The following is a 21,279-nucleotide window of genomic DNA, read 5'->3' as shown; positions in this document are numbered from 1 at the left end:
ATGATTCCGTTCGAGTGGGATATGAGAGTTTCCTCGAAGGATCACACGGTGACCGCGTCTACGTCGCATCCGACGAGCCCGGCCACCGCGCGCTACACCACTATGCAGGACTCCACTAGGGTGTCCAGTCCTGCACAGATCAGCCGAACGTCGGGACTCGCGTCAGATACCCACAGATCGCCCTCGATGGCCCCGGCCCATGTCCGGCTACGGCATCTTTGCAACGTGGATCAGAGTGCAGCAGCTTCACGAATCCTCCCGTCGACGCGAGGAGCGTTCGCTCCCGATGCAGCGCGGGCAGCGGGAAGAAGTCTGGCCCGCCTGTGCATCGGTGCCTACGTCCTCCAGGAGGAATGGGAGACGCTGTTCGTCGAGGAGCGCATCCGCACGAAGATGCACGCGGTCCGGTTCCGCGACACCCTCGACCACACCGCATACTGTCTCGCATCCGCTGCGGCGATGCATGGGCTCCCGCTGTACCGGGTGCGGGACGATCGCGTCGACGTGATCGTCTCTGGCGAACATCCCCGACACAGCGGCCGCGACGTCCACCGTCACTACATGCCGCTCCCCGAAGAGGACGTAGTGACCATCGAAGGGTTGCGTATCACGTCACTTGATCGCACCGTCTACGACGTCATCAGGAACACGTCCCTCGAAGCAGCGGTGGTCGTGTTCGATGCGGCGCTTCGTCTCATCGCGTGGGATGACACGACGAACACCTACGACACCGCAAGCGCCGAAGAGTTTCGGCAACTCGTCCGGAACCGTGTGAGCAGCCATGCTGGTGCCCGCGGCATCCGGCAAGCACGCTTCGTCACCGACCTCGCGGACGGGCGCGCCTGCCTGCCCGGGGAGAGTATCGCCCGCTTGTGGATGTGGCAACTCGGCGTACCCATGCCGGAGCTCCAGTATCGGATCGACCTCCCCGATGGCACATATGCGCTGCTCGACTTCGGCTGGCCGGCTCTGCGGCGCTGGGCGGAGTTCGACGGCCTCTTCAAGTACACCGATCAACGGATACTGGCGGGCCGCCACCCGGATGAGGTCCGTGCGGCACAGAGCCGCCGCCAGGCAATGATCGAGGCCGCGACCGGGTGGCGCTGCGACCGGTGGGGATTCGAGAAGATGTCGTCGATCGACGAGTTCGCGAAGCACATGCGCGAACTGGGCCTGCTCGGCAGCAGCCGCCCCGGCGAGCGGCCGGTCCCACCCCGAGCGTGAGAACAGGCAGGTGTCGCGGCGAACTCAGGGGCAACTCGGTGAACGGAGGGGCAACTCGGTGAACCGGGGGACAACTCGGTGAACGGAGGGGCAACTCGGCGAACCGAGGGGCAACTCGGCGAACCGAGGGGCAACTCGGCGGACAAGCCGGACGGGCGGGCGGGCCGGGCGGGCGGGCGGGGTCGGACCGAAGCGCAGGGCCACGACGGGGCGGGCCGGGGAGCAGGCCGGTGGGGGAACTCACAGGAGCGGCAGGCGTGCTCGGTTTGCGACACGCCCGGGATACACGTAGACTATTGAGGTTCCATATTCCTGCGCGTGCTTCAGCGCGCGCACGGATCACTGCCAGGGCAGTGCATAGGCAGCTCTTCCGAGCGAGATCCTAGGCCGCGGGCAGCAAGAACGAGTGCAGCATCGGTGAACCCGTCTGCTGTGCGCCAATCCCACACCCCCTCCCTCCCTGGGGAGAGGTGCGTGCGGGAGCCGGATGCCCTGCGTCCGGTCCTGACAGCAGAACAGTGGTGCAGCATCGCCGGCCCCGGCCGGTGCACGTGCCCCGGCGCGCAAGCGTCGCCGTGCGTCCAATGCGCGAGAGCGTAAGACGCGAGAAAGAGAGTGAGCAGACAATGGCGGGACAGAAGATCCGCATTCGCCTGAAGTCGTACGATCACGCCGGCCTCGACTCGTCGGCCCGCAAGATCGTCGACACCGTGACCCGCGCCGGCGCATCCGTCGTCGGCCCGGTGCCGCTTCCGACCGAGAAGAACGTCGTGTGCGTCATCCGGTCGCCCCACAAGTACAAGGACAGCCGCGAGCACTTCGAGATGCGCACCCACAAGCGCCTCATCGACATCATCGACCCGACGCCCAAGGCCGTCGACTCGCTGATGCGTCTCGACCTGCCGGCCGATGTCAACATCGAGATCAAGCTCTGAGGTTCGACATGGTTGACATCAACTCCAAGGTTTCGAAGGGCCTGCTGGGCACGAAGCTCGGCATGACCCAGGTGTGGAACGAGCAGGGCAAGCTCGTCCCCGTCACCGTCATCCAGATCGCGCCGAACGTGGTGACCCAGGTTCGCACCCCCGAGAAGGACGGCTACAACGCCGTGCAGATCGCTGCCGGCCAGATCGACCCCCGCAAGGTGAACAAGCCCCTCGAGGGCCACTTCGACGCCGCCGGCGTGACGCCGCGTCGTCACGTGACCGAGGTGCGCACGGCGGATGCCGCTGACTACTCACTCGGTCAGGAGCTCACCGTCGAGGGCACGTTCGAGTCCGGCCAGCTGGTCGACGTCGTCGGCACCAGCAAGGGCAAGGGCACCGCGGGTGTCATGAAGCGCCACAACTTCAAGGGCGTCTCGGCCTCGCACGGTGCACACCGCAACCACCGCAAGCCCGGTTCGATCGGCGCCTCGTCGACCCCGAGCCGCGTCTTCAAGGGCATGCGCATGGCCGGCCGTATGGGTGGCGAGCGCGTGACCGTCCTCAACCTCACGGTGCACGCCGTCGACGCCGAGAAGGGTCTGCTGCTCGTCAAGGGCGCCGTCCCCGGCGCGCGCGGCCGCATCGTCTACGTCCGCAACGCAGTGAAGGGTGCCTGAGTCCATGGCTGACACGACCCTTGACGTCCGCAAGGCCGACGGCAAGAAGGCCGGCTCCGTCGAGCTGCCCGCCGCGATCTTCGACGTCAACACCAACATCCCGCTGATCCACCAGGTCGTCGTCGCGCAGCTCGCGGCGGCTCGCCAGGGCACCCACTCGACCAAGCGTCGCGGTGAGGTCTCCGGCTCCGGTCGCAAGCCGTTCAAGCAGAAGGGCACGGGCAACTCGCGTCAGGGTTCGATCCGTGCACCTGAGCACACCGGCGGTGGCATCGTCCACGGTCCGAAGCCGCGCGACTACGCGCAGCGGACCCCGAAGAAGATGATCGCGGCCGCCCTCCTCGGCGTGCTCAGCGACCGTGCCCGGGGCGAGCGCCTCCACGTCGTGGAGTCGTTCGGCATCGACGGCACGCCCTCCACGAAGACCGCCGTGTCGGCCCTGAGCGCGCTCGGTGCCGTCAAGAACGTCCTCGTGGTCATCGAGCGCGACGACGAGGTGACGCTGAAGAGCGTGCGCAACCTCGAGTACGTGCACGTGCTCAGCTTCGACCAGCTGAACGCCTACGACGTGGTCGTCTCGGACGACATCGTCTTCACCAAGGCCGCCTTCGACGCGTTCGTGTCGTCGAAGACCGCCGCCACCGAGGAGGTCTCGGCATGACCGCCGCGAACGCAACCGACCAGGCGGGTCGCTCCGTCCGAGTAAACAAGGACCCGCGCGACATCATCCTGAAGCCGGTCGTCTCCGAGAAGAGCTACGGTCTGATCGACGAGGGCAAGTACACGTTCTACGTGGACACCCGCGCCAGCAAGACCGAGATCAAGCTCGCGATCGAGAAGATCTTCGGCGTCAAGGTCGCTTCGGTCAACACGCTGAACCGCGCCGGCAAGGCACGTCGCACCCGTTTCGGCACCGGCAAGCGCAAGGACACGAAGCGTGCGATCGTCACGCTGAAGTCCGGCACCATCGACATCTTCACGGCAGTCGGCTGACGGTCGGAACAGAGGACGAGAGAACATGGCAATTCGCAAGTACAAGCCCACGACCCCGGGTCGTCGCGGCTCGTCGGTGGCGGACTTCGCTGAGATCACCCGATCGACGCCGGAGAAGTCGCTGCTGAAGCCGCTGTCGAAGACCGGTGGCCGCAACAACCAGGGCCGCATCACCACCCGTCACATCGGCGGTGGCCACAAGCGCCAGTACCGCGTCATCGACTTCCGTCGCAATGACAAGGACGGCGTGAACGCCAAGGTCGCGCACATCGAGTACGACCCGAACCGCACCGCGCGCATCGCGCTGCTGCACTACGTCGACGGCACCAAGCGCTACATCCTGGCCCCCGAGAAGCTCCGTCAGGGCGACATCGTGGAGTCGGGTGCGTCGGCCGACATCAAGCCCGGCAACAACCTGCCGCTGCGGAACATCCCCACCGGTACCGTGGTGCACGCCATCGAGCTGCGCCCGGGCGGTGGCGCGAAGCTCGCGCGTTCGGCCGGTGCCGGTGTGCGTCTGGTCGCCAAGGACGGCCCGTACGCCCAGCTGCGTCTGCCCTCGGGCGAGATCCGCAACGTCGACGTGCGCTGCCGCGCCACGATCGGCGAGGTCGGCAACGCGGAGCAGTCGAACATCAACTGGGGCAAGGCCGGCCGCAAGCGCTGGAAGGGCGTGCGCCCGACCGTCCGCGGTGTCGTGATGAACCCCGTCGACCACCCGCACGGTGGTGGTGAGGGTCGCACCTCCGGTGGTCGTCACCCTGTCACGCCGTGGGGCAAGCCCGAGGGCCGCACCCGCCACGCGAACAAGGAAAGCGACAAGTACATCGTTCGCCGTCGGACCGCCGGCAAGAAGCGCAAGTAGGTAGGAACAGAAGATGCCACGCAGTCTCAAGAAGGGCCCCTTCGTCGACGAGCACCTGCTTCGCAAGGTCGTCGTCCAGAACGAGGCGGGCACGAAGAACGTCATCAAGACGTGGTCGCGTCGCTCGATGATCGTGCCGGCCATGCTCGGCCACACGATCGCCGTGCACGACGGCCGCAAGCACATCCCCGTGTTCGTCAGCGAGAGCATGGTGGGTCACAAGCTGGGCGAGTTCGCGCCCACCCGCACCTTCCGCGGCCACGAGAAGGACGATAAGAAGGGCCGCCGCCGCTGACGCGGTGGCAGAGGAGAAGAAATGGTGGAGTCCATCGCACGCGTGCGACACATCCGCGTGACCCCTCAGAAGGCTCGTCGTGTCGTCGCTCTCATCAAGGGCAAGCAGGCTGAAGAGGCCCTTGCCATCCTGAAGTTCGCGCAGCAGAGCGCCAGCGAGCCCATCTACAAGCTCGTCGCCTCGGCCGTGGCGAACGCCCGCGTGAAGGCCGACCAGGCCGGAGAGTTCCTGGCCGAGCAGGACCTGTACGTGAAGAACGCCTTCGTGGACGAGGGGACGACGCTCAAGCGCTTCCAGCCTCGTGCGCAGGGGCGCGCGTTCCAGATCAAGAAGCGCACCAGCCACATCACCGTCGTGCTGGCGACCCCCGAGGTCGCCGAGACCGGTGCAGCTACGAAGAAGGCGAGCAAGTAATGGGCCAGAAGGTCAACCCGTACGGCTTCCGCCTCGGCATCACCACCGACCACGTGTCGCGGTGGTTCTCCGACTCGACGAAGCCGGGTCAGCGTTACGCCGACTACCTTGCCGAGGACATCAAGATCCGCCGACTGCTGCAGAAGCAGCTCGACCGCGCCGGTGTCAGCAACATCGAGATCGAGCGCACCCGCGACCGCGTCCGCGTCGACATCCACACCGCCCGTCCGGGCATCGTGATCGGCCGGCGTGGTGCGGAAGCCGAGCGCATCCGCGGCGAGCTGGAGAAGCTCACCGGCAAGCAGATCCAGCTGAACATCCTCGAGGTGAAGAACCCCGAGGCCGACGCTCAGCTGGTCGCCCAGGGCATCGCCGAGCAGCTCTCGGCCCGTGTGGCGTTCCGTCGCGCAATGCGCAAGGGTCTGCAGGGCGCCCAGCGCGCCGGCGCCAAGGGCGTCCGTGTCCAGGTGTCGGGTCGCCTCGGCGGCGCCGAGATGAGCCGGTCGGAGTTCTACCGCGAGGGTCGTGTGCCGCTGCACACGCTCCGCGCGAACATCGACTACGGCTTCTACGAGGCCCGCACCACCTTCGGCCGCATCGGCGTGAAGGTCTGGATCTACAAGGGCGACCTCACCAACAAGGAGCTCGCACGCGAGCAGGCCAACCAGAAGCCTGCCCGCGGTGACCGTCCGCGTCGTGCCCCGCGCACCGAGGCGCCCGTCGCAGAAGGAGCATCGGCGTAATGCTTATCCCCCGTAAAGTCAAGTACCGCAAGCAGCACCACCCGGGACGCAGCGGCCAGGCGACCGGCGGCACCAAGGTCTCCTTCGGTGAGTTCGGCATCCAGGCCCTCACCCCCGCGTACGTGACGAACCGTCAGATCGAGTCCGCTCGTATCGCGATGACCCGTCACATCAAGCGCGGTGGAAAGGTGTGGATCAACATCTACCCCGACCGTCCGCTGACCAAGAAGCCCGCCGAGACCCGCATGGGTTCGGGTAAGGGCTCGCCCGAGTGGTGGGTTGCGAACGTCAAGCCGGGCCGCGTCCTGTTCGAGGTCGCGGGTGTCGACGAGCAGCTCGCTCGTGAGGCACTGACCCGTGCCATCCACAAGCTGCCCCTGAAGGCACGCATCATCAAGCGCGAGGAGGGCGACGCGTAATGGCGATCGGCACCAAGGAGCTCGCCCCGAGCGAGCTCGACACGTTCGAAGACCAGCGCCTCGTCGAGGAGCTGCGCAAGGCCAAGGAAGAGCTGTTCAACCTGCGCTTCCAGTCGGCCACCGGCCAGCTCGAGAGCCACGGACGCATCCGTGCGGTCAAGCGCGACATCGCACGGCTGTACACGGTGATCCGTGAGCGCGAGCTGGGGATCCGCGCCACGCCGGCTCCGGTGGAGACGACGAAGGCGAAGAAGAGCAAGGCGAAGAAGGCGGATGCCGCTGCCGACGCCGATGTGAAGGAAGAGGCTGAGTGATGGCCACTGCGAAGAAGGCTCCGGCCGAGGTCGTCGAGACCGCCGGCCACGAGCACGCTGAGCACGACGTCCGCGAAGCGGGTGCCCGCGGCTACCGCAAGGCCCGCCGCGGCTACGTCGTCAGCGACAAGATGGACAAGACGATCGTCGTCGAGGTGGAGGACCGCGTGAAGCACCCGCTTTACGGCAAGGTCATCCGCGTGACCAGCAAGGTCAAGGCCCACGACGAGAACAACACCGCCGGCATCGGCGACCTCGTCCTCATCAACGAGACCCGGCCCCTGAGCGCCACGAAGCGCTGGCGGCTGGTCGAGATCCTCGAGAAGGCCAAGTAAATGATTCAGACAGAATCCCGACTCAAGGTCGCCGACAACACCGGCGCCAAGGAGCTGCTGACCATCCGTGTGCTCGGCGGCTCCAACCGCCGGTACGCGGGCCTGGGCGACACGATCGTCGCCACGGTGAAGGACGCCATCCCCGGCGGCAACGTCAAGAAGGGCGATGTCGTCAAGGCCGTGGTCGTGCGCACCGTCAAGGAGACCCGCCGCGCCGACGGCTCGTACATCAAGTTCGACGAGAACGCCGCCGTCATCCTGAAGAACGACGGGGAGCCCCGCGGCACCCGCATCTTCGGGCCGGTCGGCCGTGAGCTTCGCGACAAGAAGTTCATGAAGATCGTCTCGCTGGCCCCGGAGGTCATCTGATCATGGCGAACATCAAGAAGGACGACCTGGTTCAGGTCCTGTCCGGCAATGACCGCGGAAAGCAGGGCAAGGTCCTCGAGGTCCTGACCGAGCAGAACCGCGTCATCGTCGAGGGCGTGAACTACGTCACCAAGCACACGCGCGTGGGCCAGACCCAGCGCGGCACGAAGACGGGCGGCATCGAGACGATGGAAGCCCCGATCCACATCTCCAACGTCGCCGTGGTCGACCCCTCGAGCAAGAAGCCGACCCGCGTCGGCCACCGCGTCGAGGAGAAGATCAAGGACGGCGAGAAGCGCACCGTCCGCGTGCGCTACGCGAAGAAGTCAGGTAAGGACCTCTGATGAGCACCACCGCTGCCGCGGAGGCTGGCAAGATCCAGCCCCGCCTGAAGCAGAAGTACCGGAACGAGATCCAGCAGAAGATGCAGGACGAGTTCGGCTACAAGAACGTCATGCAGATCCCGGGTCTGGTCAAGGTCGTCATCAACACCGGTGTCGGCGAGGCCGCTCGTGACAGCAAGGTGATCGAGGGTGCGGTCGACGACCTCACCAAGATCACCGGTCAGAAGCCGGTCGTGACGAAGGCCCGCAAGTCCATCGCGCAGTTCAAGCTGCGCGAGGGTCAGCCGATCGGCGCGCACGTGACGCTGCGCGGCGACCGGGCGTGGGAGTTCCTCGACCGCCTGATCAGCCTCGCACTGCCGCGTATCCGCGACTTCCGCGGCCTTTCGGACAAGCAGTTCGACGGCCACGGCAACTACACCTTCGGCCTCCAGGAGCAGTCGGTCTTCCACGAGATCGACCAGGACCGCATCGACCGGGTCCGCGGCTTCGACATCACCGTCGTGACGACCGCGACCACGGACGACGAGGGCCGGGCGCTGCTGCGTCACCTGGGCTTCCCGTTCCGCGCGGCCGACGCCGCGGCGTGAGCTAGGCTGGATGCTTTCGTGCGCGTTTCGGCTCGCCGCTGGTGCGGCGGGCCGAAACCGCGCGAAGAGACAACTGAATAGCAGTCATAGAAGGTCGGCCGCGGGTGTACCCGCGTCCGAAACCTTATGAACAAAGGAATCAACTCATGACAATGACAGACCCGGTCGCAGACATGCTGACCCGTCTGCGCAACGCGAACTCCGCGCACCACGACTCCGTGGCGCTGCCGAGCTCGAAGCTGAAGACGAACATCGCCGAGATCCTCAAGCAGGAGGGCTACATCTCGGGCTGGGACGTCACCGACGCCCGCGTCGGCCAGACGCTCACCCTGACCCTGAAGTACGGCCCGAATCGCGAGCGGTCGATCGCCGGCATCAAGCGCGTCTCGAAGCCCGGTCTGCGCGTGTACGCACGCTCGACCGAGCTGCCGAAGGTCCTCGGCGGCCTCGGCGTTGCCATCCTGTCCACCTCCTCCGGTCTTCTCACCGACCGGCAGGCCGAGCAGAAGGGCGTGGGTGGGGAAGTCCTCGCCTACGTGTGGTGATCGACGATGTCGCGTATCGGACGTCTTCCCATCGACATCCCCGCCGGCGTGACCGTTGAGGTCGCCGGCCAGGACGTGCGGGTCAAGGGCCCCAAGGGCGAGCTGAAGCTCTCCGTGGCCCGCCCCATCGAGGTCAAGGTCGAGGAGGGCCAGGTTCTGGTCTCCCGTCCCGACGACGAGCGCGAGTCGCGCTCGCTGCACGGCCTGACCCGCACGCTCATCAACAACAACATCATCGGTGTGACGCAGGGCTACTCCAAGGGCCTCGAGGTCGTCGGCACCGGCTACCGCGTGCAGCAGAAGGGCAGCTCGGTCGAGTTCGCCCTCGGGTTCTCGCACCCGGTTCTGGTCGACCCGCCCACCGGCATCACGTTCACGGTCGAGGGCAACAACAAGCTCACCGTGAGCGGGATCGACAAGCAGGCCGTCGGCGAGGCGGCTGCGAACATCCGCAAGATCCGCAAGCCCGAGCCGTACAAGGGCAAGGGCGTGCGCTACGCCGGCGAGGTCGTTCGGCGCAAGGCCGGAAAGGCTGGTAAGTAAGCATGGCTGTGAAGTCGAAGTCCGACGCGCGTTCGCGTCGCCACGCGCGTCTTCGCAAGAAGATCGTCGGCACCGCCGAGCGTCCGCGCCTGGTCGTGACCCGTTCGTCGCGGCACGTGTTCGTGCAGCTCGTCGACGACAGCAAGGGCCACACCGTGGCAAGCGCCTCCACCCTCGAGGTCGACCTGCGCTCGTTCGACGGTGACAAGACCGCCAAGGCCCGCAAGGTCGGCGAGCTCGTCGCCGAGCGTGCCAAGGGCGCCGGTGTGGACGAGGCCGTGTTCGACCGCGGTGGCAACCGCTACGCCGGTCGCGTCGCGGCGATCGCCGAGGGCGCCCGCGAAGGAGGGCTGAACCTGTGAGTGACAACAAGGAGACCGAAGTGACCGCCGAGCAGGCAGCGTCCGCACAGGGCGCCGAGGCCACGGCCGAGACGACGTCGGAGCGCGAGCCCCGTCGCGGCGGCCGTGACCGCAACTCGCGTGGCGACCGCGGTGGCCGCGGTTCGCGTGACCGCAACGAGAGCCAGTTCCTCGAGCGCGTGGTGACCATCAACCGCGTTTCGAAGGTCGTCAAGGGCGGTCGCCGCTTCAGCTTCACGGCCCTCGTGGTCGTGGGCGACGGCAACGGCGTCGTGGGCGTCGGCTACGGCAAGGCCCGCGAGGTGCCCCTGGCGATCTCGAAGGGTGTCGAAGAGGCCAAGCGCAACTTCTTCCGCGTTCCCCGCGTCGGCAAGACGATCCCGCACCCGGTGCAGGGTGAGGCCGCGGCCGGTGTCGTGCTGCTGCGTCCGGCAGCCGCCGGTACCGGTGTCATCGCCGGTGGACCCGTCCGCGCCGTGCTCGAGTGCGCCGGAATCCACGACGTGCTCTCGAAGTCGCTCGGCTCGTCGAACACGATCAACATCGTGCACGCGACCGTCGAGGCCCTGAAGTCGCTCGAGGAGCCCCGTGCCGTGGCAGCCCGCCGTGGCCTGGACTTCGACCAGGTGGCCCCGGCCCGTCTCATCCGCGAGGAGGCCGCTGCGGCGGCCGCCGCTCGCGACCAGAAGGTAGGTGCCTGATGGCCTCCCGTCTGAAGGTCACGCAGATCAAGTCCAAGGTGAGCGAGAAGCAGAACCAGCGCGACACGCTGCGCAGCCTCGGTCTGAAGCGGATCGGCGACTCGGTCGTCCGCCCGGACGACGCGCAGACGCGTGGTTATGTCAACACCGTCGCCCACCTCGTGAAGGTTGAGGAGATCGACTAATGGCTGACAAGGCCGAGAAGAGCGAGGCCGTGAAGGCGGAGGCGAAGGCTCCCGCCGCCAAGGCTGCGCCCAAGAAGACCGCTGCGGCCAAGGCTGCGCCGAAGAAGGATGTCGTCGACAGCCGCCCCGGTGTGCTGAAGGTGCACCACCTGCGTCCGGTCCCCGGCGCCAACACCGCCAAGACCCGTGTCGGTCGCGGTGAGGGCTCGAAGGGCAAGACCGCGGGCCGCGGTACCAAGGGCACCAAGGCGCGCTACCAGGTGCGCCCCGGCTTCCAGGGTGGCCAGCTGCCCCTGCACATGCGCACGCCGAAGCTGCGCGGGTTCAAGAACCCGTTCCGCGTCGAGTACCAGGTCGTGAACCTGGAGAAGCTCGCCGAGCTGTACCCGAAGGGCGGGGACGTCACGGTCAGTGACCTCGTCGCCAAGGGCGCGGTGCGCAAGAACGAGAAGGTCAAGGTCCTCGGGGCCGGCGACATCTCGGTCAAGCTGAACGTGACGGTCGACAAGGTCTCGGGTTCCGCCGAGCAGAAGATCGTCGCCGCCGGCGGCACCGTGGCGAACGCCACCGCGGAGTAAGACGCCGAAACGGGGCCGGAGGGAATCTCCGGCCCCGTTTCGTATCCGCTCCGAATCAGCGCGACACGCGGAGTCGGCGCGCTGCGTTACCCTGGTTGTCTGTGTGCGCCGCGCGCGCACCGGGAACCCATTCTGGAGGAATCCACTTGTTCAGCGCCCTCGTGCGGGTCTTTCGCACCCCTGATCTGCGTCGGAAGATCGGCTTCACCCTGGCGGTCATCGTCCTGTACCGCCTGGGCGCGCACATCCCGACCCCGTTCGTCGACTTCGGCAACGTGCAGCAGTGCCTCGCCGACAGCGGCGGCACGCAGGGCCTCCTCTCGATGGTCAATCTGTTCTCGGGCGGTGCGCTCCTGCAGCTGTCGATCTTCGCGCTCGGCGTCATGCCGTACATCACCGCGACGATCATCGTGCAGCTGCTGCGCGTCGTCATCCCGCACTTCGAGACGCTCTATCAGGAGGGTCAGGCGGGGCAGTCGAAGCTGACCCAGTACACCCGCTACCTGACGATCGCGCTCGCGCTCCTCCAGTCGACGACGCTCGTGACGGTGGCCCGCAGCGGCCAGCTGTTCGGCTCGTCGGCGGCCACCTCCTGCCAGGAGCTGCTCACCAACCAGGCGTGGTGGGCGCAGGGCCTGATGATCCTCACCATGACCGCCGGCACCGGCCTCATCATGTGGTTCGCCGAGCTCGTGACGGAGAAGGGCGTCGGCAACGGCATGTCGATCCTCATCTTCACGTCGATCGCCGCGACGTTCCCGGCGGCGATGTGGCAGATCCGCCAGTCGCGCGGCTTCGAGGTCTTCCTTCTGGTGATCCTCGTCGGCATCGTCATCATCGCGCTGATCGTGTTCGTCGAGCAGTCGCAGCGACGCATCCCCGTGCAGTATGCGAAGCGGATGGTCGGCCGGCGCACCTACGGCGGGACGAACACGTACATCCCGATCAAGGTCAACATGGCCGGCGTGATCCCCGTGATCTTCTCGTCGTCGCTGTTGTACATCCCCGCGCTGATCGCGCAGTTCAACCAGCCGGCGGCAGGGGAGACCCCCGCCGCGTGGACCGTGTGGATCAACAACTACCTCGTCAAGGGCGACCACCCGCTCTACTGGCTGCTGTACTTCCTGCTGACGATCGGTTTCACGTACTTCTACGTCGCGATCACCTTCAACCCCGTCGAGGTCGCCGACAACATGAAGAAGTACGGCGGGTTTATCCCGGGCATCCGTGCCGGCAGGCCGACCGCCGAGTACCTCGACTACGTGCTGACCCGCATCACCCTGCCGGGCTCGATCTACCTCGGCCTCGTGGCGCTCATCCCGCTGATCGCCCTGGCGACCGTGAGCGCGAACCAGAACTTCCCGTTCGGCGGCACGTCGATCCTCATCATGGTCGGTGTGGGCCTCGAGACCGTCAAGCAGATCGACGCGCAGCTTCAGCAGCGCCACTACGAAGGACTCCTGCGATGACCCAGACCGCTCGACTGCTGATCGTGGGCCCCCAGGGCTCGGGCAAGGGCACCCAGGGCGCCCGGATCGCCGCCGCCCTCGGCATCCCCACCGTCTCCACCGGCGACGTGTTCCGTGCGAACATCTCGGCCGGCACGCCACTCGGCGAGCAGGTCAAGGCCATCACCGCGGCCGGCAACCTCGTCTCCGACGAGCTGACGGGTCAGATCGTCCGCGACAGGCTCGCGCAGGATGACGCGGCCGACGGCTTCCTCCTCGACGGCTATCCGCGCAATCTGCAGCAGGTGAAGGACCTGGATGCGTTCCTCGGCGAGCGGGGAGAGTCGCTCGACGCCGTGATCGAGCTCGAGGTGCCGCGGGAGGAGTCGATCGCACGTCTCGCCCTCCGGGCGAAGGAGCAGGGCCGCACCGACGACACCGACGAGGCGATCGCCAAGCGCCTCGCCATCTACGAGAGCGAGACGGCCCCGATCCTCGATGTGTATCGCGAGCGCGGCATCGTCGACGTGATCGACGGCGTCGGCACGCTCGACGAGATCACCGAGCGGATCACCGCAGCTCTCTCCGCGCGCGGCATCGCGCGCCCGGCTGCCGTCTGACGTGGGTCTTCGACGCGGCATCTACAAGTCGCCGGCGCAGCTGCGCGGGATGATCGAGCCCGGGCTGATCACGGCGGCGATGCTCGAGGCCGTGCGCCCGCTGATCGTTCCGGGCACGACGACCCTGCAGCTGGATGCGGCAGCCGACGCGGTCGTGAGGGGCCGGGGCGCGCTCTCGAACTTCAAGATGGTGCGCGGCTACCGCCACACCGTCTGCGTGTCGGTCAACGACGAGGTCGTGCACGGGATCCCCGGGGAACGGGTGCTCGAGCCGGGTGACATCGTGTCGGTGGATGCCGGCGCCGAGTACCGTTCATGGAACGGCGATTCCGCGATCACGGTGGTGGTTCCGGATGCGTCGCGGCCTGAGCTGGTCGCGGAGCGCGCAGAGCTCTCCCGCGTGACCGAGGGCTCGATGTGGGCGGGCGTCGCCGCCCTGGCGACCGCGTCGCACCTCGCCGAGGTCGGCGCCGCGGTGCAGGGCTACATCGAGGCATCCGGCCATGACTACGGCATCCTGCGCGACTACGTGGGCCACGGCATCGGCCGCAAGATGCACGAATCGCCGGCGGTGTTCAACTACCGCGTCTCCGACCCCGGGCCCGAGGTCCGGCCGGGGCTCGCCGTGTGCATCGAGCCGATGGTCGTCGCGGGAAGCGATGCGACGTATGTGGCCGATGACGGATGGACGGTGCTCACCGTGGACGGCACAGTGGGCTCACATTGGGAACATAGTGTCGCCGTGCATGATGACGGTATCTGGGTGCTGACCGCACCCGACGGCGGAGCCGCGGGACTCGCGCCGTTCGGCATCGTTCCCGCCCCGATCCCTTAGCGAGGACACATGGCCACGGCTGTGCGGAAGACGAACTGGTTCGCCGTCTGGGTGAGCGTGGCGGCGGTGGTCGTGTTGATCGCGGTCACCGGCGTGGTGATCGCGATCAACAACGCGGCATCCGGCCCCGGCGCCGAGCCGAAGGGCGACATCATCAACACCGAGACCGGTGCTGTTTCGTTCGGCAAGGGCGAGAACACGATCGACACGTACATCGATTTCCTCTGCCCGTTCTGCCATCAGTTCGAGCAGGCGGAAGGCGCGCAGATCAAGGAGCTCGTTGACGCAGGCACTGCCACGCTGAACGTGCACCCGGTGTCGATCCTGGACAACAACTCGTCGCCCGCCGGCTACTCCAGTCGTGCCGCCAGCGCCTTCTTCGCGGTCGCTGCGGCAGACCCCGACAATGCCTACGCCTTCATGCAGGCGCTGTACTCGAACCAGCCCGAGGAGGGATCCGCCGGGCTCACGGACGAGCAGATCGTGCAGGTCGCGAAGGATGCCGGCGTGAAGATGACGAGCGATCTCGAGAAGGCGATCACGTCGAACCGCTATCAGAAGTTCGCGCTGTCTCGGCAGTTGCCGTCGGGCGCGACCGGGACGCCGACGCTCGTCGTGAACGGGGAGACCGTGCCTGTCACGATGGATCCGGCCAAGGACATCACCGCGCATTTGAAGTAGGCACGGGGCCGGCCCGGCGAGTTGCCGCAGCGGGAACCGTGACGTACACTATTTCTTTGGTGCCTTGCGCCATCTTCGGCGTGTCTCCTTGAAGTCCCGCTTCAGGTGATCGCGGCATCATCCACCCATCCACGCAGACCGACCGATCTGCAGAATCGATAGCGAGGCTATGGCCAAGAAAGACGGTGTCATCGAGATCGAAGGCACGATTTCCGAGGCGCTGCCCAACGCGATGTTCCGCGTTGAGCTGACCAACGGACACAAGGTGCTGGCGACGATCTCCGGCAAGATGCGGCAGAACTACATCCGCATCATCCCCGAGGACCGTGTGGTCGTGGAGCTCAGCCCCTACGACCTGACGCGCGGCCGCATCGTCTACCGCTACCGCTAGACCGGTCGAGAAGTAACACCCCGGGCACCGCTGTGCCCGCCCGGTGAAGACAGCGAAGAGGAAATCATGAAGGTTCAGCCGAGCGTCAAGCCCATCTGCGATCACTGCAAGGTGATCCGCCGTCACGGGCGCGTCATGGTCATCTGCAAGTCGAACCCGCGCCACAAGCAGCGCCAGGGTTGAGCGAGGCCGCGCGAAGCGCGACCGAGTCGAAACCTGACAAGCAACACCCGCAGATACAACTCAATACACACACAGGCAGGATCAGAACCCGCAAGGGGGACACCTCGGGGCGGAGGCCCGGGCACCGATCCTGTTCCATACCTCCACTACTCCCAGGAGAACCGCATGGCACGTCTTGCCGGCGTTGACATCCCGCGCGATAAGCGCGTGGTGATCGCCCTCACGTACATCTACGGCATCGGCCGCACCCGCTCGAACGAGATCCTCGCCGCGACCGGGATCGACGAGAACATCCGCGTCAAGGACCTCAGCGACGACCAGCTCATCGCGCTCCGCGACCACATCGAAGGCACCTACAAGGTGGAGGGTGACCTGCGCCGCGAGGTCGCCGCAGACATCCGCCGCAAGGTCGAGATCGGCTCGTACGAGGGCATCCGCCACCGTCGCGGCCTGCCCGTGCGCGGTCAGCGCACCAAGACCAACGCGCGCACCCGCAAGGGCCCGAAGCGCACGGTCGCCGGCAAGAAGAAGGCGCGCTAGGCCCGCGCCGGCGCTGACAGGATTCAGGAGAACAGCACATGGCACAGGCCAAGTCCGCTGCGCGCAAGCCGCGCCGCAAGGAGAAGAAGAACATCGCGCTGGGCCAGGCCCACATCAAGTCGACGTTCAACAACACGATCGTTTCGATCACCGACCCGTCGGGCGCCGTCATCAGCTGGGCGTCGTCGGGTGGCGTGGGCTTCAAGGGCTCGCGCAAGTCGACCCCGTACGCGGCGGGCATGGCCGCCGAGTCGGCTGCCCGCCAGGCCGCCGACCACGGCGTGAAGAAGGTCGACGTCTTCGTGAAGGGCCCGGGTTCGGGCCGCGAGACCGCGATCCGCTCGCTGCAGGCCGCCGGCCTCGAGGTGGGTTCGATCCAGGACGTCACGCCGCAGGCGCACAACGGCTGCCGCCCGCCCAAGCGTCGCCGCGTCTGACATCCCGGTGCCGGATGCTCCCCACGCCCTCTCCACGCATCGCTACGCGCTGCGCGGAGCCTCGGGGCGTGTGGGCCCATGAGGCATCCGGCACCCACTTGCGCTCGGATGCCTCGGGCCGAGGCATCCCCTGGAGAAAACTCAACACCTCACAAACTGCACGTGTCATATAGCGGGCACGTCGCATGAAAGGAACACATAGTGCTCATTGCACAGCGTCCCACCCTGACCGAGGAGAAGATCGGGGAGTTCCGCAGCCGCTTCGTCATCGAGCCGCTGGAGCCCGGCTTCGGCTACACGATCGGCAACGCGCTGCGTCGCAGCCTCCTGTCGTCCATCCCCGGCGCCGCCGTCACCAGCATCCGCATCGACGGCGTGCTGCACGAGTTCAGCACGATCCCCGGTGTGAAGGAAGACGTCACCGAGATCATCCTGAACATCAAGCAGCTTGTCGTCTCGAGCGAGCGCGACGAGCCGATCACCGCGTACCTGCGCAAGACCGGCGCCGGTGAGGTCACCGCGGCCGACATCTCCGCGCCCGCCGGTGTCGAGGTGCACAACCCCGAGCTGGTCATCGCGACCCTCAACGACACGGCGCGCTTCGAGCTCGAGCTCACCATCGAGCGCGGCCGCGGCTACGTGTCGGCCACGCAGAACCGCAACGAGTACGCCGAGGCCGGTCAGATCCCGGTCGACTCGATCTACTCGCCGGTGCTGAAGGTCAGCTACCGCGTCGACGCCACCCGTGCCGGTGAGCGCACCGACTTCGACAAGCTGGTGCTGGATGTCGAAACGAAGCCGGCGATCTCGCCGCGCGACGCCGTCGCCTCCGCCGGACGCACCCTCACCGAGCTGTTCGGCCTCGCCCGCGAGCTGAACGTCGACGCCGAGGGCATCGAGATCGGGGCCGCCCCGGTCGAGACCGTCGCCTCCACCGAGCTGTCGATGCCGATCGAGGACCTCGACCTGTCGGTGCGCTCGTACAACTGCCTGAAGCGCGAGGGCATCAACACCGTGTCGGAGCTGGTCGCCCTCTCCGAGACGCAGCTGATGAACATCCGCAACTTCGGTCAGAAGTCGGTCGACGAGGTGCGCGACAAGCTCGTCTCGCTGGGCCTGTCGCTGAAGGACTCCGTGCCCGGCTTCGACGGCGCGCACTTCTACGGCGGCTACGACGACGACGCAGCCGAGAACGCCTGATCTTCTTTCACCCTGGAGTAACTGAGAATGCCTAAGCCCACAAAGGGTCCCCGCCTCGGAGGCGGCCCCGCACACGAGCGTCTGCTGCTTGCGAACCTCGCCGCCGCGCTGTTCACGCACCGTTCGATCAAGACGACCGAGACCAAGGCGAAGCGCCTGCGTCCCCTCGCCGAGCGTCTGATCACGTTCGCGAAGCGCGGCGACCTGCACGCCCGCCGTCGCGTGCTGTCGGTCATCGGTGACAAGGAAGTCGTGCACGTCCTGTTCACCGAGATCGCGCCGCTGGTCGCCGAGCGTGAGGGCGGATACACCCGCATCACCAAGGTCGGCAACCGCAAGGGCGACAACGCGCCGATGGCGGTGATCGAGCTCGTGCTCGAGCCCGTCACCAAGAAGACGTCGTCGGTGAAGAAGTCGAGCGCGAAGAACGACCAGCCGAAGGCTGAGGAGGCACCCGCCGAGGCTGCTGCTGCGGCCGAGGACGCCGCCGCCGAGGCTCCGGTTGCGGAGGCTCCGGCCGAGGACGCTGCTGCCGAGGTTCCGGCTGAGGCCGAGGCTCCCGCGGAGGACGCTGCTGCCGAGGAGAAGGCCGAGTAACGGCTTCCCTCCTACACGAAGAGACCCGCGGACCGTTTCGGTCCGCGGGTCTCTTCGTCGTCCCAGCCGGAGCAGTCAGGATGTGAGCGCCGCGACGCGCAGGAGCATGAGTTCGCGCTCCTGGGCGTGGCGCTCCTGGGCCGCCGAGATGGCGTCGGCGATGGCACCGGCGTAGAGCCGCCCGCCCGCGGCGCCGGGGTGGATCTCATCGCCCGCCAGGAGATCGGCATGGCCGCGGATCGCACCGGCCCAGTCAGCGACGATGACGTTCGAGTGGCTGTCGGCGTAGCTGCGCAGCGAGCGGTTCACCCCGTCGATCCACGAGCGGGGTGCGTGCGCGGTGACGAGCACGATCTGCCGCTGCGGTCCCACGGCCTGAGCGACGCGGTCGAGCGATCCGGTGTCGACGGCGCCGTTCGTGCCGAGCCCGAGCACGACGTACCGTCGCAGCTGGTGCCGGTCGGCCAGGCGCTGGACGATCCCGGGCGCCGCCCACATCGAGCGTGACACCTTCGCGTCGATGCGGATGCCCGGGTAGCGCTCCATGAGCGCGGGCGCGGAGGCGAGCATGACGGAGTCGCCCACCGCGACGATCTGGCTGCCGTCGACGACCGGCGTCGACGGCGTGCCGGCGTCGGCCGTGCCCTCGGGGAGAAGCGGCGGCCGCGGCGACGTCGTCGCCTCCAGGGCCCGCTCGCCGGCCTGCACGGCCGCCTGCGCGGATGACTCGTCGGGGGCGTCCGCGATCGCCGCGGTCGTACCGCCCACGACCACCACCCCGAGGGCCAGCACGGCAGCCACGCGGAAGCGTGCGGCCGGAGGCCCGGTGAGGCGCGCCTTCATGAGCCGGAGCGAACCGCGGAAGCCGTGGCGCCGGATCGGCTGTTCCACGAACCGGTACGAGAGCGCGGCGAACGCAATGGTGAGCGCGAGCGCCGCCATCCCGAGCCAGACCGGGAGGATGTCCGACCCGGCAGTCATCCCGCTCATCGCAGCCAGGAGCACCAGCAGCGGCCAGTGCCAGAGGTAGATGCCGTAGGAGCGGTCGCCGATCCATCGCACGGGAGCGACATCCAGCAGGGGCCCCAGCCGCGATCCCGGTGCCGCCCCGCAGACGATCGCGACGGCGGCGAGTACGCTGGCGGCCAGCAGGGTGCCCGGGAACGTCAGGACGTCCGGGCTCTCGCCCAGAAGGGTGAGAGCGAATAGACCAACGACCGCCGCGCCGCCGGCGAGGACGCCGGAGACGATCGCGGTGCGGCTCAGCACCCAGGCGGGCGGGTCGGTGAACAGGCGCTGAAGCCCCACCGCCAGCGCGACGCCCAGCAGCAGGCCGAACGCGTGAGTGTCAGTGCCGAAGTAGGCGCGCGTGAGGCTTCCACCCGACGCGACGGCCTCCGCCATCCAGGCCGCCGACGCTGCGGCCGCGAGGAGGGCGACCATCGCCCGTGCCCACGCGCGGGGGATCAGCAGAAGCAGGGGGAGCAGCAGCGGCCAGACCCCGTAGAACTGCTCCTCGACGGCGAGCGACCACAGATTGCGATAGAGCTCCGGGGTGGCGGCCGAGAAGTAGTCGGAGCCGTTCGCGACGGAGACCCAGTTGTAGCTGAACGTCGCCGCCCCGAGAACCTGCCAGCCGAGCCGCACGAGCACGTCGCCGCCCAGCAGCCACGCCCACGTCGCGGTGACCGTGACGAGGAGGGCGAGGGCGGGGATCAGCCGACGCGCGCGTCGCCGCCAGAAGTCGCCGAGGGCGATTCCACCGGTGCGGGCCCGCTCACGAAGCAGCAGCGACGTGATGAGGAACCCGCTGATGACGAAGAAGACGTCGACGCCGACGAAGCCCGATCGCATGATCCAGCCGGGGAAGAGGTGGTAGGCGACCACGAGGACGACGGCGAGGGCGCGGAGTCCGTCGAGACCTGTGAAGCGGGCGCGCGGGGGCACAGGCGAACTGGTGTCGGTCATCGTCTTCCGGGGTCGGCGGGGGCGGCCCAAGTCTACGTTTCGAGCCTGAGAGCCACGGTGCGGCTCGCTAGGGTGAGAACGTGCGGATCCGCCTCGACATCGCCTACGACGGCACTCATTTCCGGGGCTGGGCGCGGCAGCCGGCGCTGCGCACCGTGCAGGGCACGATCGAGCAGGCGCTCGCACGGATCGTCGGGGGAGAACCACGGCTGGTCGTGGCGGGACGGACGGATGCGGGGGTGCACGCGAGCGGACAGGTGGCCCATCTCGACCTCGACGAGGCGCAGCGCGATCGGCTGCTCGCCCGCGCGCGCCGCGACGGAGACGCCGATCCTGTGGAACGCCTCGCACACCGCATCCGGGGAGTGCTCGGCGCCTATCCCGACGTGACGGTCCACCGCAGCGCCGTCGCGCCGGAGGGGTTCGATGCCCGCTTCTCGGCGGTGTGGCGGCGGTACGAGTACCGTGTCGCCGACGAGGTGTCGGGCTACGACCCGCTGGAGCGTGCACGCACGACGACGGTTCGTGCGGTCCTCGACGGCGAGGCGATGGATGCCGCGGCCCGCTCGCTCATCGGACTGCATGACTTCGCCGCCTACTGCAAGCCCCGCGAAGAGGCTACGACGATCCGCACGCTGCTCGAATTCGACTGGCACCGGGATTCGCACGACGTCCTCGTCGCGCATGTGAAGGCCGATGCGTTCTGCCACTCCATGGTGCGCGCTCTCGTGGGCGCGTGCGTGGCGGTGGGGGAGGGACGGCTCGGCGTCGCCGACGTCGCCGATCTCCGCGACGCGGGAGAGCGGACGAGCGCGTTCAAGGTGCTCGCGGCGCGCGGACTCACCCTGATCGAGGTGGGATATCCGTCCGCTGACCTTCTTGCCGCCCGGGCGGAGCAGACGCGGGCGCGCAGGGACGCCGAGTAACGGCATCCGCCCGAACCTGCTCGCGGACGCT

General features: G+C 67.6%; 33 protein-coding genes. 32 read left to right on the top strand and 1 reads right to left on the bottom strand.

The window, feature by feature from the left end:
- The 31 genes from AC3RX1_RS02325 to rplQ all read left to right on the top strand — a co-directional run.
- The coding region (locus AC3RX1_RS02325) for a hypothetical protein (protein WP_491499608.1) at nt 1-1,224 on the top strand (1,224 nt) is incomplete at its 5' end.
- Nucleotides 1,225-1,850: 626 nt separating this feature from the next.
- Complete coding sequence (gene rpsJ, locus AC3RX1_RS02320) at nt 1,851-2,159, top strand: 30S ribosomal protein S10 (RefSeq protein WP_029145857.1); 309 nt, start codon at nt 1,851-1,853, stop codon at nt 2,157-2,159.
- An 8-nt stretch (nt 2,160-2,167) separates the two neighbouring features.
- Nucleotides 2,168-2,827 (top strand): 50S ribosomal protein L3, encoded by a 660-nt coding sequence (rplC, locus tag AC3RX1_RS02315; RefSeq protein ID WP_491499607.1) that lies wholly within the window; start codon nt 2,168-2,170, stop codon nt 2,825-2,827.
- A 4-nt stretch (nt 2,828-2,831) separates the two neighbouring features.
- Nucleotides 2,832-3,488, top strand: a complete 657-nt coding sequence (gene rplD, locus AC3RX1_RS02310; RefSeq protein WP_491499606.1) for a 50S ribosomal protein L4 — start codon at nt 2,832-2,834, stop codon at nt 3,486-3,488.
- A complete protein-coding gene (gene rplW / locus AC3RX1_RS02305; RefSeq protein ID WP_491499605.1) occupies nt 3,485-3,820 on the top strand; it encodes a 50S ribosomal protein L23 in 336 nt (111 codons plus the stop codon). The genes rplD and rplW overlap by 4 nt, the downstream gene beginning before the upstream one ends.
- A 25-nt stretch (nt 3,821-3,845) precedes the next feature.
- Nucleotides 3,846-4,685 (top strand): 50S ribosomal protein L2, encoded by an 840-nt coding sequence (gene rplB, locus AC3RX1_RS02300; protein ID WP_491499604.1) that lies wholly within the window; start codon nt 3,846-3,848, stop codon nt 4,683-4,685.
- A gap of 13 nt (nt 4,686-4,698) precedes the next feature.
- A complete protein-coding gene (rpsS, locus tag AC3RX1_RS02295) occupies nt 4,699-4,980 on the top strand; it encodes a 30S ribosomal protein S19 (RefSeq protein WP_417561563.1) in 282 nt (93 codons plus the stop codon).
- A gap of 21 nt (nt 4,981-5,001) precedes the next feature.
- Entirely contained in the window at nt 5,002-5,394 is a 393-nt protein-coding gene (gene rplV, locus AC3RX1_RS02290) for a 50S ribosomal protein L22 (protein ID WP_491499603.1), read from the top strand.
- On the top strand, nt 5,394-6,137 hold the full coding sequence (rpsC, locus tag AC3RX1_RS02285; protein ID WP_491499602.1) for a 30S ribosomal protein S3: 744 nt from the start codon (nt 5,394-5,396) through the stop codon (nt 6,135-6,137). Before rplV ends, rpsC begins: the two co-directional genes overlap by 1 nt.
- Nucleotides 6,137-6,556, top strand: coding sequence for a 50S ribosomal protein L16 (gene rplP / locus AC3RX1_RS02280; protein ID WP_025102402.1), 420 nt, complete (start codon nt 6,137-6,139; stop codon nt 6,554-6,556). Before rpsC ends, rplP begins: the two co-directional genes overlap by 1 nt.
- Nucleotides 6,556-6,870: a 50S ribosomal protein L29 gene (gene rpmC / locus AC3RX1_RS02275; RefSeq protein ID WP_491499601.1), complete on the top strand. Its 315-nt coding sequence runs from the start codon at nt 6,556-6,558 to the stop codon at nt 6,868-6,870. The genes rplP and rpmC overlap by 1 nt, the downstream gene beginning before the upstream one ends.
- Nucleotides 6,870-7,205, top strand: a complete 336-nt coding sequence (gene rpsQ, locus AC3RX1_RS02270; RefSeq protein ID WP_491499600.1) for a 30S ribosomal protein S17 — start codon at nt 6,870-6,872, stop codon at nt 7,203-7,205. The genes rpmC and rpsQ overlap by 1 nt, the downstream gene beginning before the upstream one ends.
- Entirely contained in the window at nt 7,206-7,574 is a 369-nt protein-coding gene (gene rplN / locus AC3RX1_RS02265; RefSeq protein WP_491499599.1) for a 50S ribosomal protein L14, read from the top strand.
- A 2-nt stretch (nt 7,575-7,576) separates the two neighbouring features.
- Nucleotides 7,577-7,918: a 50S ribosomal protein L24 gene (gene rplX, locus AC3RX1_RS02260; protein WP_491499598.1), complete on the top strand. Its 342-nt coding sequence runs from the start codon at nt 7,577-7,579 to the stop codon at nt 7,916-7,918.
- Nucleotides 7,918-8,508 carry a 50S ribosomal protein L5 gene (rplE, locus tag AC3RX1_RS02255; protein ID WP_491499597.1) on the top strand — a complete coding sequence of 197 codons (591 nt, stop codon included), beginning with the start codon at nt 7,918-7,920 and terminating at the stop codon, nt 8,506-8,508. Before rplX ends, rplE begins: the two co-directional genes overlap by 1 nt.
- A gap of 146 nt (nt 8,509-8,654) precedes the next feature.
- On the top strand, nt 8,655-9,053 hold the full coding sequence (gene rpsH / locus AC3RX1_RS02250; protein WP_491499596.1) for a 30S ribosomal protein S8: 399 nt from the start codon (nt 8,655-8,657) through the stop codon (nt 9,051-9,053).
- Between the two features lie 6 nt (nt 9,054-9,059).
- Nucleotides 9,060-9,596, top strand: a complete 537-nt coding sequence (gene rplF / locus AC3RX1_RS02245) for a 50S ribosomal protein L6 (protein ID WP_491499595.1) — start codon at nt 9,060-9,062, stop codon at nt 9,594-9,596.
- A gap of 2 nt (nt 9,597-9,598) precedes the next feature.
- Nucleotides 9,599-9,958, top strand: coding sequence for a 50S ribosomal protein L18 (rplR, locus tag AC3RX1_RS02240; protein ID WP_491499594.1), 360 nt, complete (start codon nt 9,599-9,601; stop codon nt 9,956-9,958).
- The gene (gene rpsE, locus AC3RX1_RS02235) at nt 9,955-10,659 is read left to right on the top strand and encodes a 30S ribosomal protein S5 (RefSeq protein ID WP_491499593.1); all 705 of its coding nucleotides are present in this window, start codon (nt 9,955-9,957) and stop codon (nt 10,657-10,659) included. Before rplR ends, rpsE begins: the two co-directional genes overlap by 4 nt.
- A complete protein-coding gene (gene rpmD / locus AC3RX1_RS02230; protein WP_491499592.1) occupies nt 10,659-10,844 on the top strand; it encodes a 50S ribosomal protein L30 in 186 nt (61 codons plus the stop codon). Before rpsE ends, rpmD begins: the two co-directional genes overlap by 1 nt.
- The gene (rplO, locus tag AC3RX1_RS02225) at nt 10,844-11,422 is read left to right on the top strand and encodes a 50S ribosomal protein L15 (protein WP_491499591.1); all 579 of its coding nucleotides are present in this window, start codon (nt 10,844-10,846) and stop codon (nt 11,420-11,422) included. The genes rpmD and rplO overlap by 1 nt, the downstream gene beginning before the upstream one ends.
- 146 nt (nt 11,423-11,568) lie before the next feature.
- A complete protein-coding gene (gene secY, locus AC3RX1_RS02220) occupies nt 11,569-12,891 on the top strand; it encodes a preprotein translocase subunit SecY (protein ID WP_491499590.1) in 1,323 nt (440 codons plus the stop codon).
- Nucleotides 12,888-13,490, top strand: coding sequence for an adenylate kinase (locus AC3RX1_RS02215; RefSeq protein WP_491499589.1), 603 nt, complete (start codon nt 12,888-12,890; stop codon nt 13,488-13,490). Before secY ends, AC3RX1_RS02215 begins: the two co-directional genes overlap by 4 nt.
- 1 nt (nt 13,491) lies before the next feature.
- Nucleotides 13,492-14,325, top strand: a complete 834-nt coding sequence (gene map, locus AC3RX1_RS02210; protein WP_491499588.1) for a type I methionyl aminopeptidase — start codon at nt 13,492-13,494, stop codon at nt 14,323-14,325.
- A 9-nt stretch (nt 14,326-14,334) separates the two neighbouring features.
- Nucleotides 14,335-15,006 (top strand): DsbA family protein, encoded by a 672-nt coding sequence (locus tag AC3RX1_RS02205; RefSeq protein ID WP_491499587.1) that lies wholly within the window; start codon nt 14,335-14,337, stop codon nt 15,004-15,006.
- 169 nt (nt 15,007-15,175) lie between these two features.
- Nucleotides 15,176-15,397, top strand: a complete 222-nt coding sequence (infA, locus tag AC3RX1_RS02200) for a translation initiation factor IF-1 (RefSeq protein WP_116648310.1) — start codon at nt 15,176-15,178, stop codon at nt 15,395-15,397.
- A gap of 66 nt (nt 15,398-15,463) precedes the next feature.
- Nucleotides 15,464-15,580: a 50S ribosomal protein L36 gene (gene rpmJ / locus AC3RX1_RS02195; protein WP_084516090.1), complete on the top strand. Its 117-nt coding sequence runs from the start codon at nt 15,464-15,466 to the stop codon at nt 15,578-15,580.
- Between the two features lie 165 nt (nt 15,581-15,745).
- Nucleotides 15,746-16,120 carry a 30S ribosomal protein S13 gene (gene rpsM, locus AC3RX1_RS02190; protein WP_491499586.1) on the top strand — a complete coding sequence of 125 codons (375 nt, stop codon included), beginning with the start codon at nt 15,746-15,748 and terminating at the stop codon, nt 16,118-16,120.
- Between the two features lie 38 nt (nt 16,121-16,158).
- Entirely contained in the window at nt 16,159-16,557 is a 399-nt protein-coding gene (gene rpsK, locus AC3RX1_RS02185) for a 30S ribosomal protein S11 (protein WP_129385805.1), read from the top strand.
- Between the two features lie 201 nt (nt 16,558-16,758).
- Entirely contained in the window at nt 16,759-17,757 is a 999-nt protein-coding gene (locus tag AC3RX1_RS02180; protein ID WP_491499585.1) for a DNA-directed RNA polymerase subunit alpha, read from the top strand.
- Between the two features lie 27 nt (nt 17,758-17,784).
- Entirely contained in the window at nt 17,785-18,354 is a 570-nt protein-coding gene (rplQ, locus tag AC3RX1_RS02175) for a 50S ribosomal protein L17 (RefSeq protein WP_491499584.1), read from the top strand.
- Nucleotides 18,355-18,429: 75 nt separating this feature from the next.
- On the opposite strand, the gene AC3RX1_RS02170 is transcribed toward rplQ, so the two are convergent.
- Nucleotides 18,430-20,322: an acyltransferase family protein gene (locus AC3RX1_RS02170; RefSeq protein ID WP_491499583.1), complete on the bottom strand. Its 1,893-nt coding sequence runs from the start codon at nt 20,320-20,322 to the stop codon at nt 18,430-18,432.
- 80 nt (nt 20,323-20,402) lie between these two features.
- Here AC3RX1_RS02170 and truA point away from each other — a divergent pair, with 80 nt between their 5' ends.
- Nucleotides 20,403-21,248 carry a tRNA pseudouridine(38-40) synthase TruA gene (gene truA, locus AC3RX1_RS02165; RefSeq protein ID WP_491499582.1) on the top strand — a complete coding sequence of 282 codons (846 nt, stop codon included), beginning with the start codon at nt 20,403-20,405 and terminating at the stop codon, nt 21,246-21,248.
- Nucleotides 21,249-21,279 lie beyond the last annotated feature (31 nt).

It is taken from the genome of Microbacterium altimontanum, assembly GCF_058349865.2.
This window is presented reverse-complemented; position numbering and strand designations above follow the sequence as displayed.

Excerpts from the sequence above, each read along its gene's own strand:
- rpsJ (WP_029145857.1), top strand. The coding sequence starts at position 1,851 with ATGGCGGGACAGAAGATCCGCATTCGCCTGAAGTCGTACGATCACGCC.
- rplC (WP_491499607.1), top strand. The coding sequence starts at position 2,168 with ATGGTTGACATCAACTCCAAGGTTTCGAAGGGCCTGCTGGGCACGAAG.
- rplD (WP_491499606.1), top strand. The coding sequence starts at position 2,832 with ATGGCTGACACGACCCTTGACGTCCGCAAGGCCGACGGCAAGAAGGCC.
- rplW (WP_491499605.1), top strand. The coding sequence starts at position 3,485 with ATGACCGCCGCGAACGCAACCGACCAGGCGGGTCGCTCCGTCCGAGTA.
- rplB (WP_491499604.1), top strand. The coding sequence starts at position 3,846 with ATGGCAATTCGCAAGTACAAGCCCACGACCCCGGGTCGTCGCGGCTCG.
- rpsS (WP_417561563.1), top strand. The coding sequence starts at position 4,699 with ATGCCACGCAGTCTCAAGAAGGGCCCCTTCGTCGACGAGCACCTGCTT.
- rplV (WP_491499603.1), top strand. The coding sequence starts at position 5,002 with ATGGTGGAGTCCATCGCACGCGTGCGACACATCCGCGTGACCCCTCAG.
- rpsC (WP_491499602.1), top strand. The coding sequence starts at position 5,394 with ATGGGCCAGAAGGTCAACCCGTACGGCTTCCGCCTCGGCATCACCACC.
- rplP (WP_025102402.1), top strand. The coding sequence starts at position 6,137 with ATGCTTATCCCCCGTAAAGTCAAGTACCGCAAGCAGCACCACCCGGGA.
- rpmC (WP_491499601.1), top strand. The coding sequence starts at position 6,556 with ATGGCGATCGGCACCAAGGAGCTCGCCCCGAGCGAGCTCGACACGTTC.
- rpsQ (WP_491499600.1), top strand. The coding sequence starts at position 6,870 with ATGGCCACTGCGAAGAAGGCTCCGGCCGAGGTCGTCGAGACCGCCGGC.
- rplN (WP_491499599.1), top strand. The coding sequence starts at position 7,206 with ATGATTCAGACAGAATCCCGACTCAAGGTCGCCGACAACACCGGCGCC.
- rplX (WP_491499598.1), top strand. The coding sequence starts at position 7,577 with ATGGCGAACATCAAGAAGGACGACCTGGTTCAGGTCCTGTCCGGCAAT.
- rplE (WP_491499597.1), top strand. The coding sequence starts at position 7,918 with ATGAGCACCACCGCTGCCGCGGAGGCTGGCAAGATCCAGCCCCGCCTG.
- rpsH (WP_491499596.1), top strand. The coding sequence starts at position 8,655 with ATGACAATGACAGACCCGGTCGCAGACATGCTGACCCGTCTGCGCAAC.
- rplF (WP_491499595.1), top strand. The coding sequence starts at position 9,060 with ATGTCGCGTATCGGACGTCTTCCCATCGACATCCCCGCCGGCGTGACC.
- rplR (WP_491499594.1), top strand. The coding sequence starts at position 9,599 with ATGGCTGTGAAGTCGAAGTCCGACGCGCGTTCGCGTCGCCACGCGCGT.
- rpmD (WP_491499592.1), top strand. The coding sequence starts at position 10,659 with ATGGCCTCCCGTCTGAAGGTCACGCAGATCAAGTCCAAGGTGAGCGAG.
- rplO (WP_491499591.1), top strand. The coding sequence starts at position 10,844 with ATGGCTGACAAGGCCGAGAAGAGCGAGGCCGTGAAGGCGGAGGCGAAG.
- AC3RX1_RS02215 (WP_491499589.1), top strand. The coding sequence starts at position 12,888 with ATGACCCAGACCGCTCGACTGCTGATCGTGGGCCCCCAGGGCTCGGGC.
- AC3RX1_RS02205 (WP_491499587.1), top strand. The coding sequence starts at position 14,335 with ATGGCCACGGCTGTGCGGAAGACGAACTGGTTCGCCGTCTGGGTGAGC.
- infA (WP_116648310.1), top strand. The coding sequence starts at position 15,176 with ATGGCCAAGAAAGACGGTGTCATCGAGATCGAAGGCACGATTTCCGAG.
- rpmJ (WP_084516090.1), top strand. The coding sequence starts at position 15,464 with ATGAAGGTTCAGCCGAGCGTCAAGCCCATCTGCGATCACTGCAAGGTG.
- rpsM (WP_491499586.1), top strand. The coding sequence starts at position 15,746 with ATGGCACGTCTTGCCGGCGTTGACATCCCGCGCGATAAGCGCGTGGTG.
- rpsK (WP_129385805.1), top strand. The coding sequence starts at position 16,159 with ATGGCACAGGCCAAGTCCGCTGCGCGCAAGCCGCGCCGCAAGGAGAAG.
- rplQ (WP_491499584.1), top strand. The coding sequence starts at position 17,785 with ATGCCTAAGCCCACAAAGGGTCCCCGCCTCGGAGGCGGCCCCGCACAC.
- AC3RX1_RS02170 (WP_491499583.1), bottom strand. The coding sequence starts at position 20,322 with ATGACCGACACCAGTTCGCCTGTGCCCCCGCGCGCCCGCTTCACAGGT.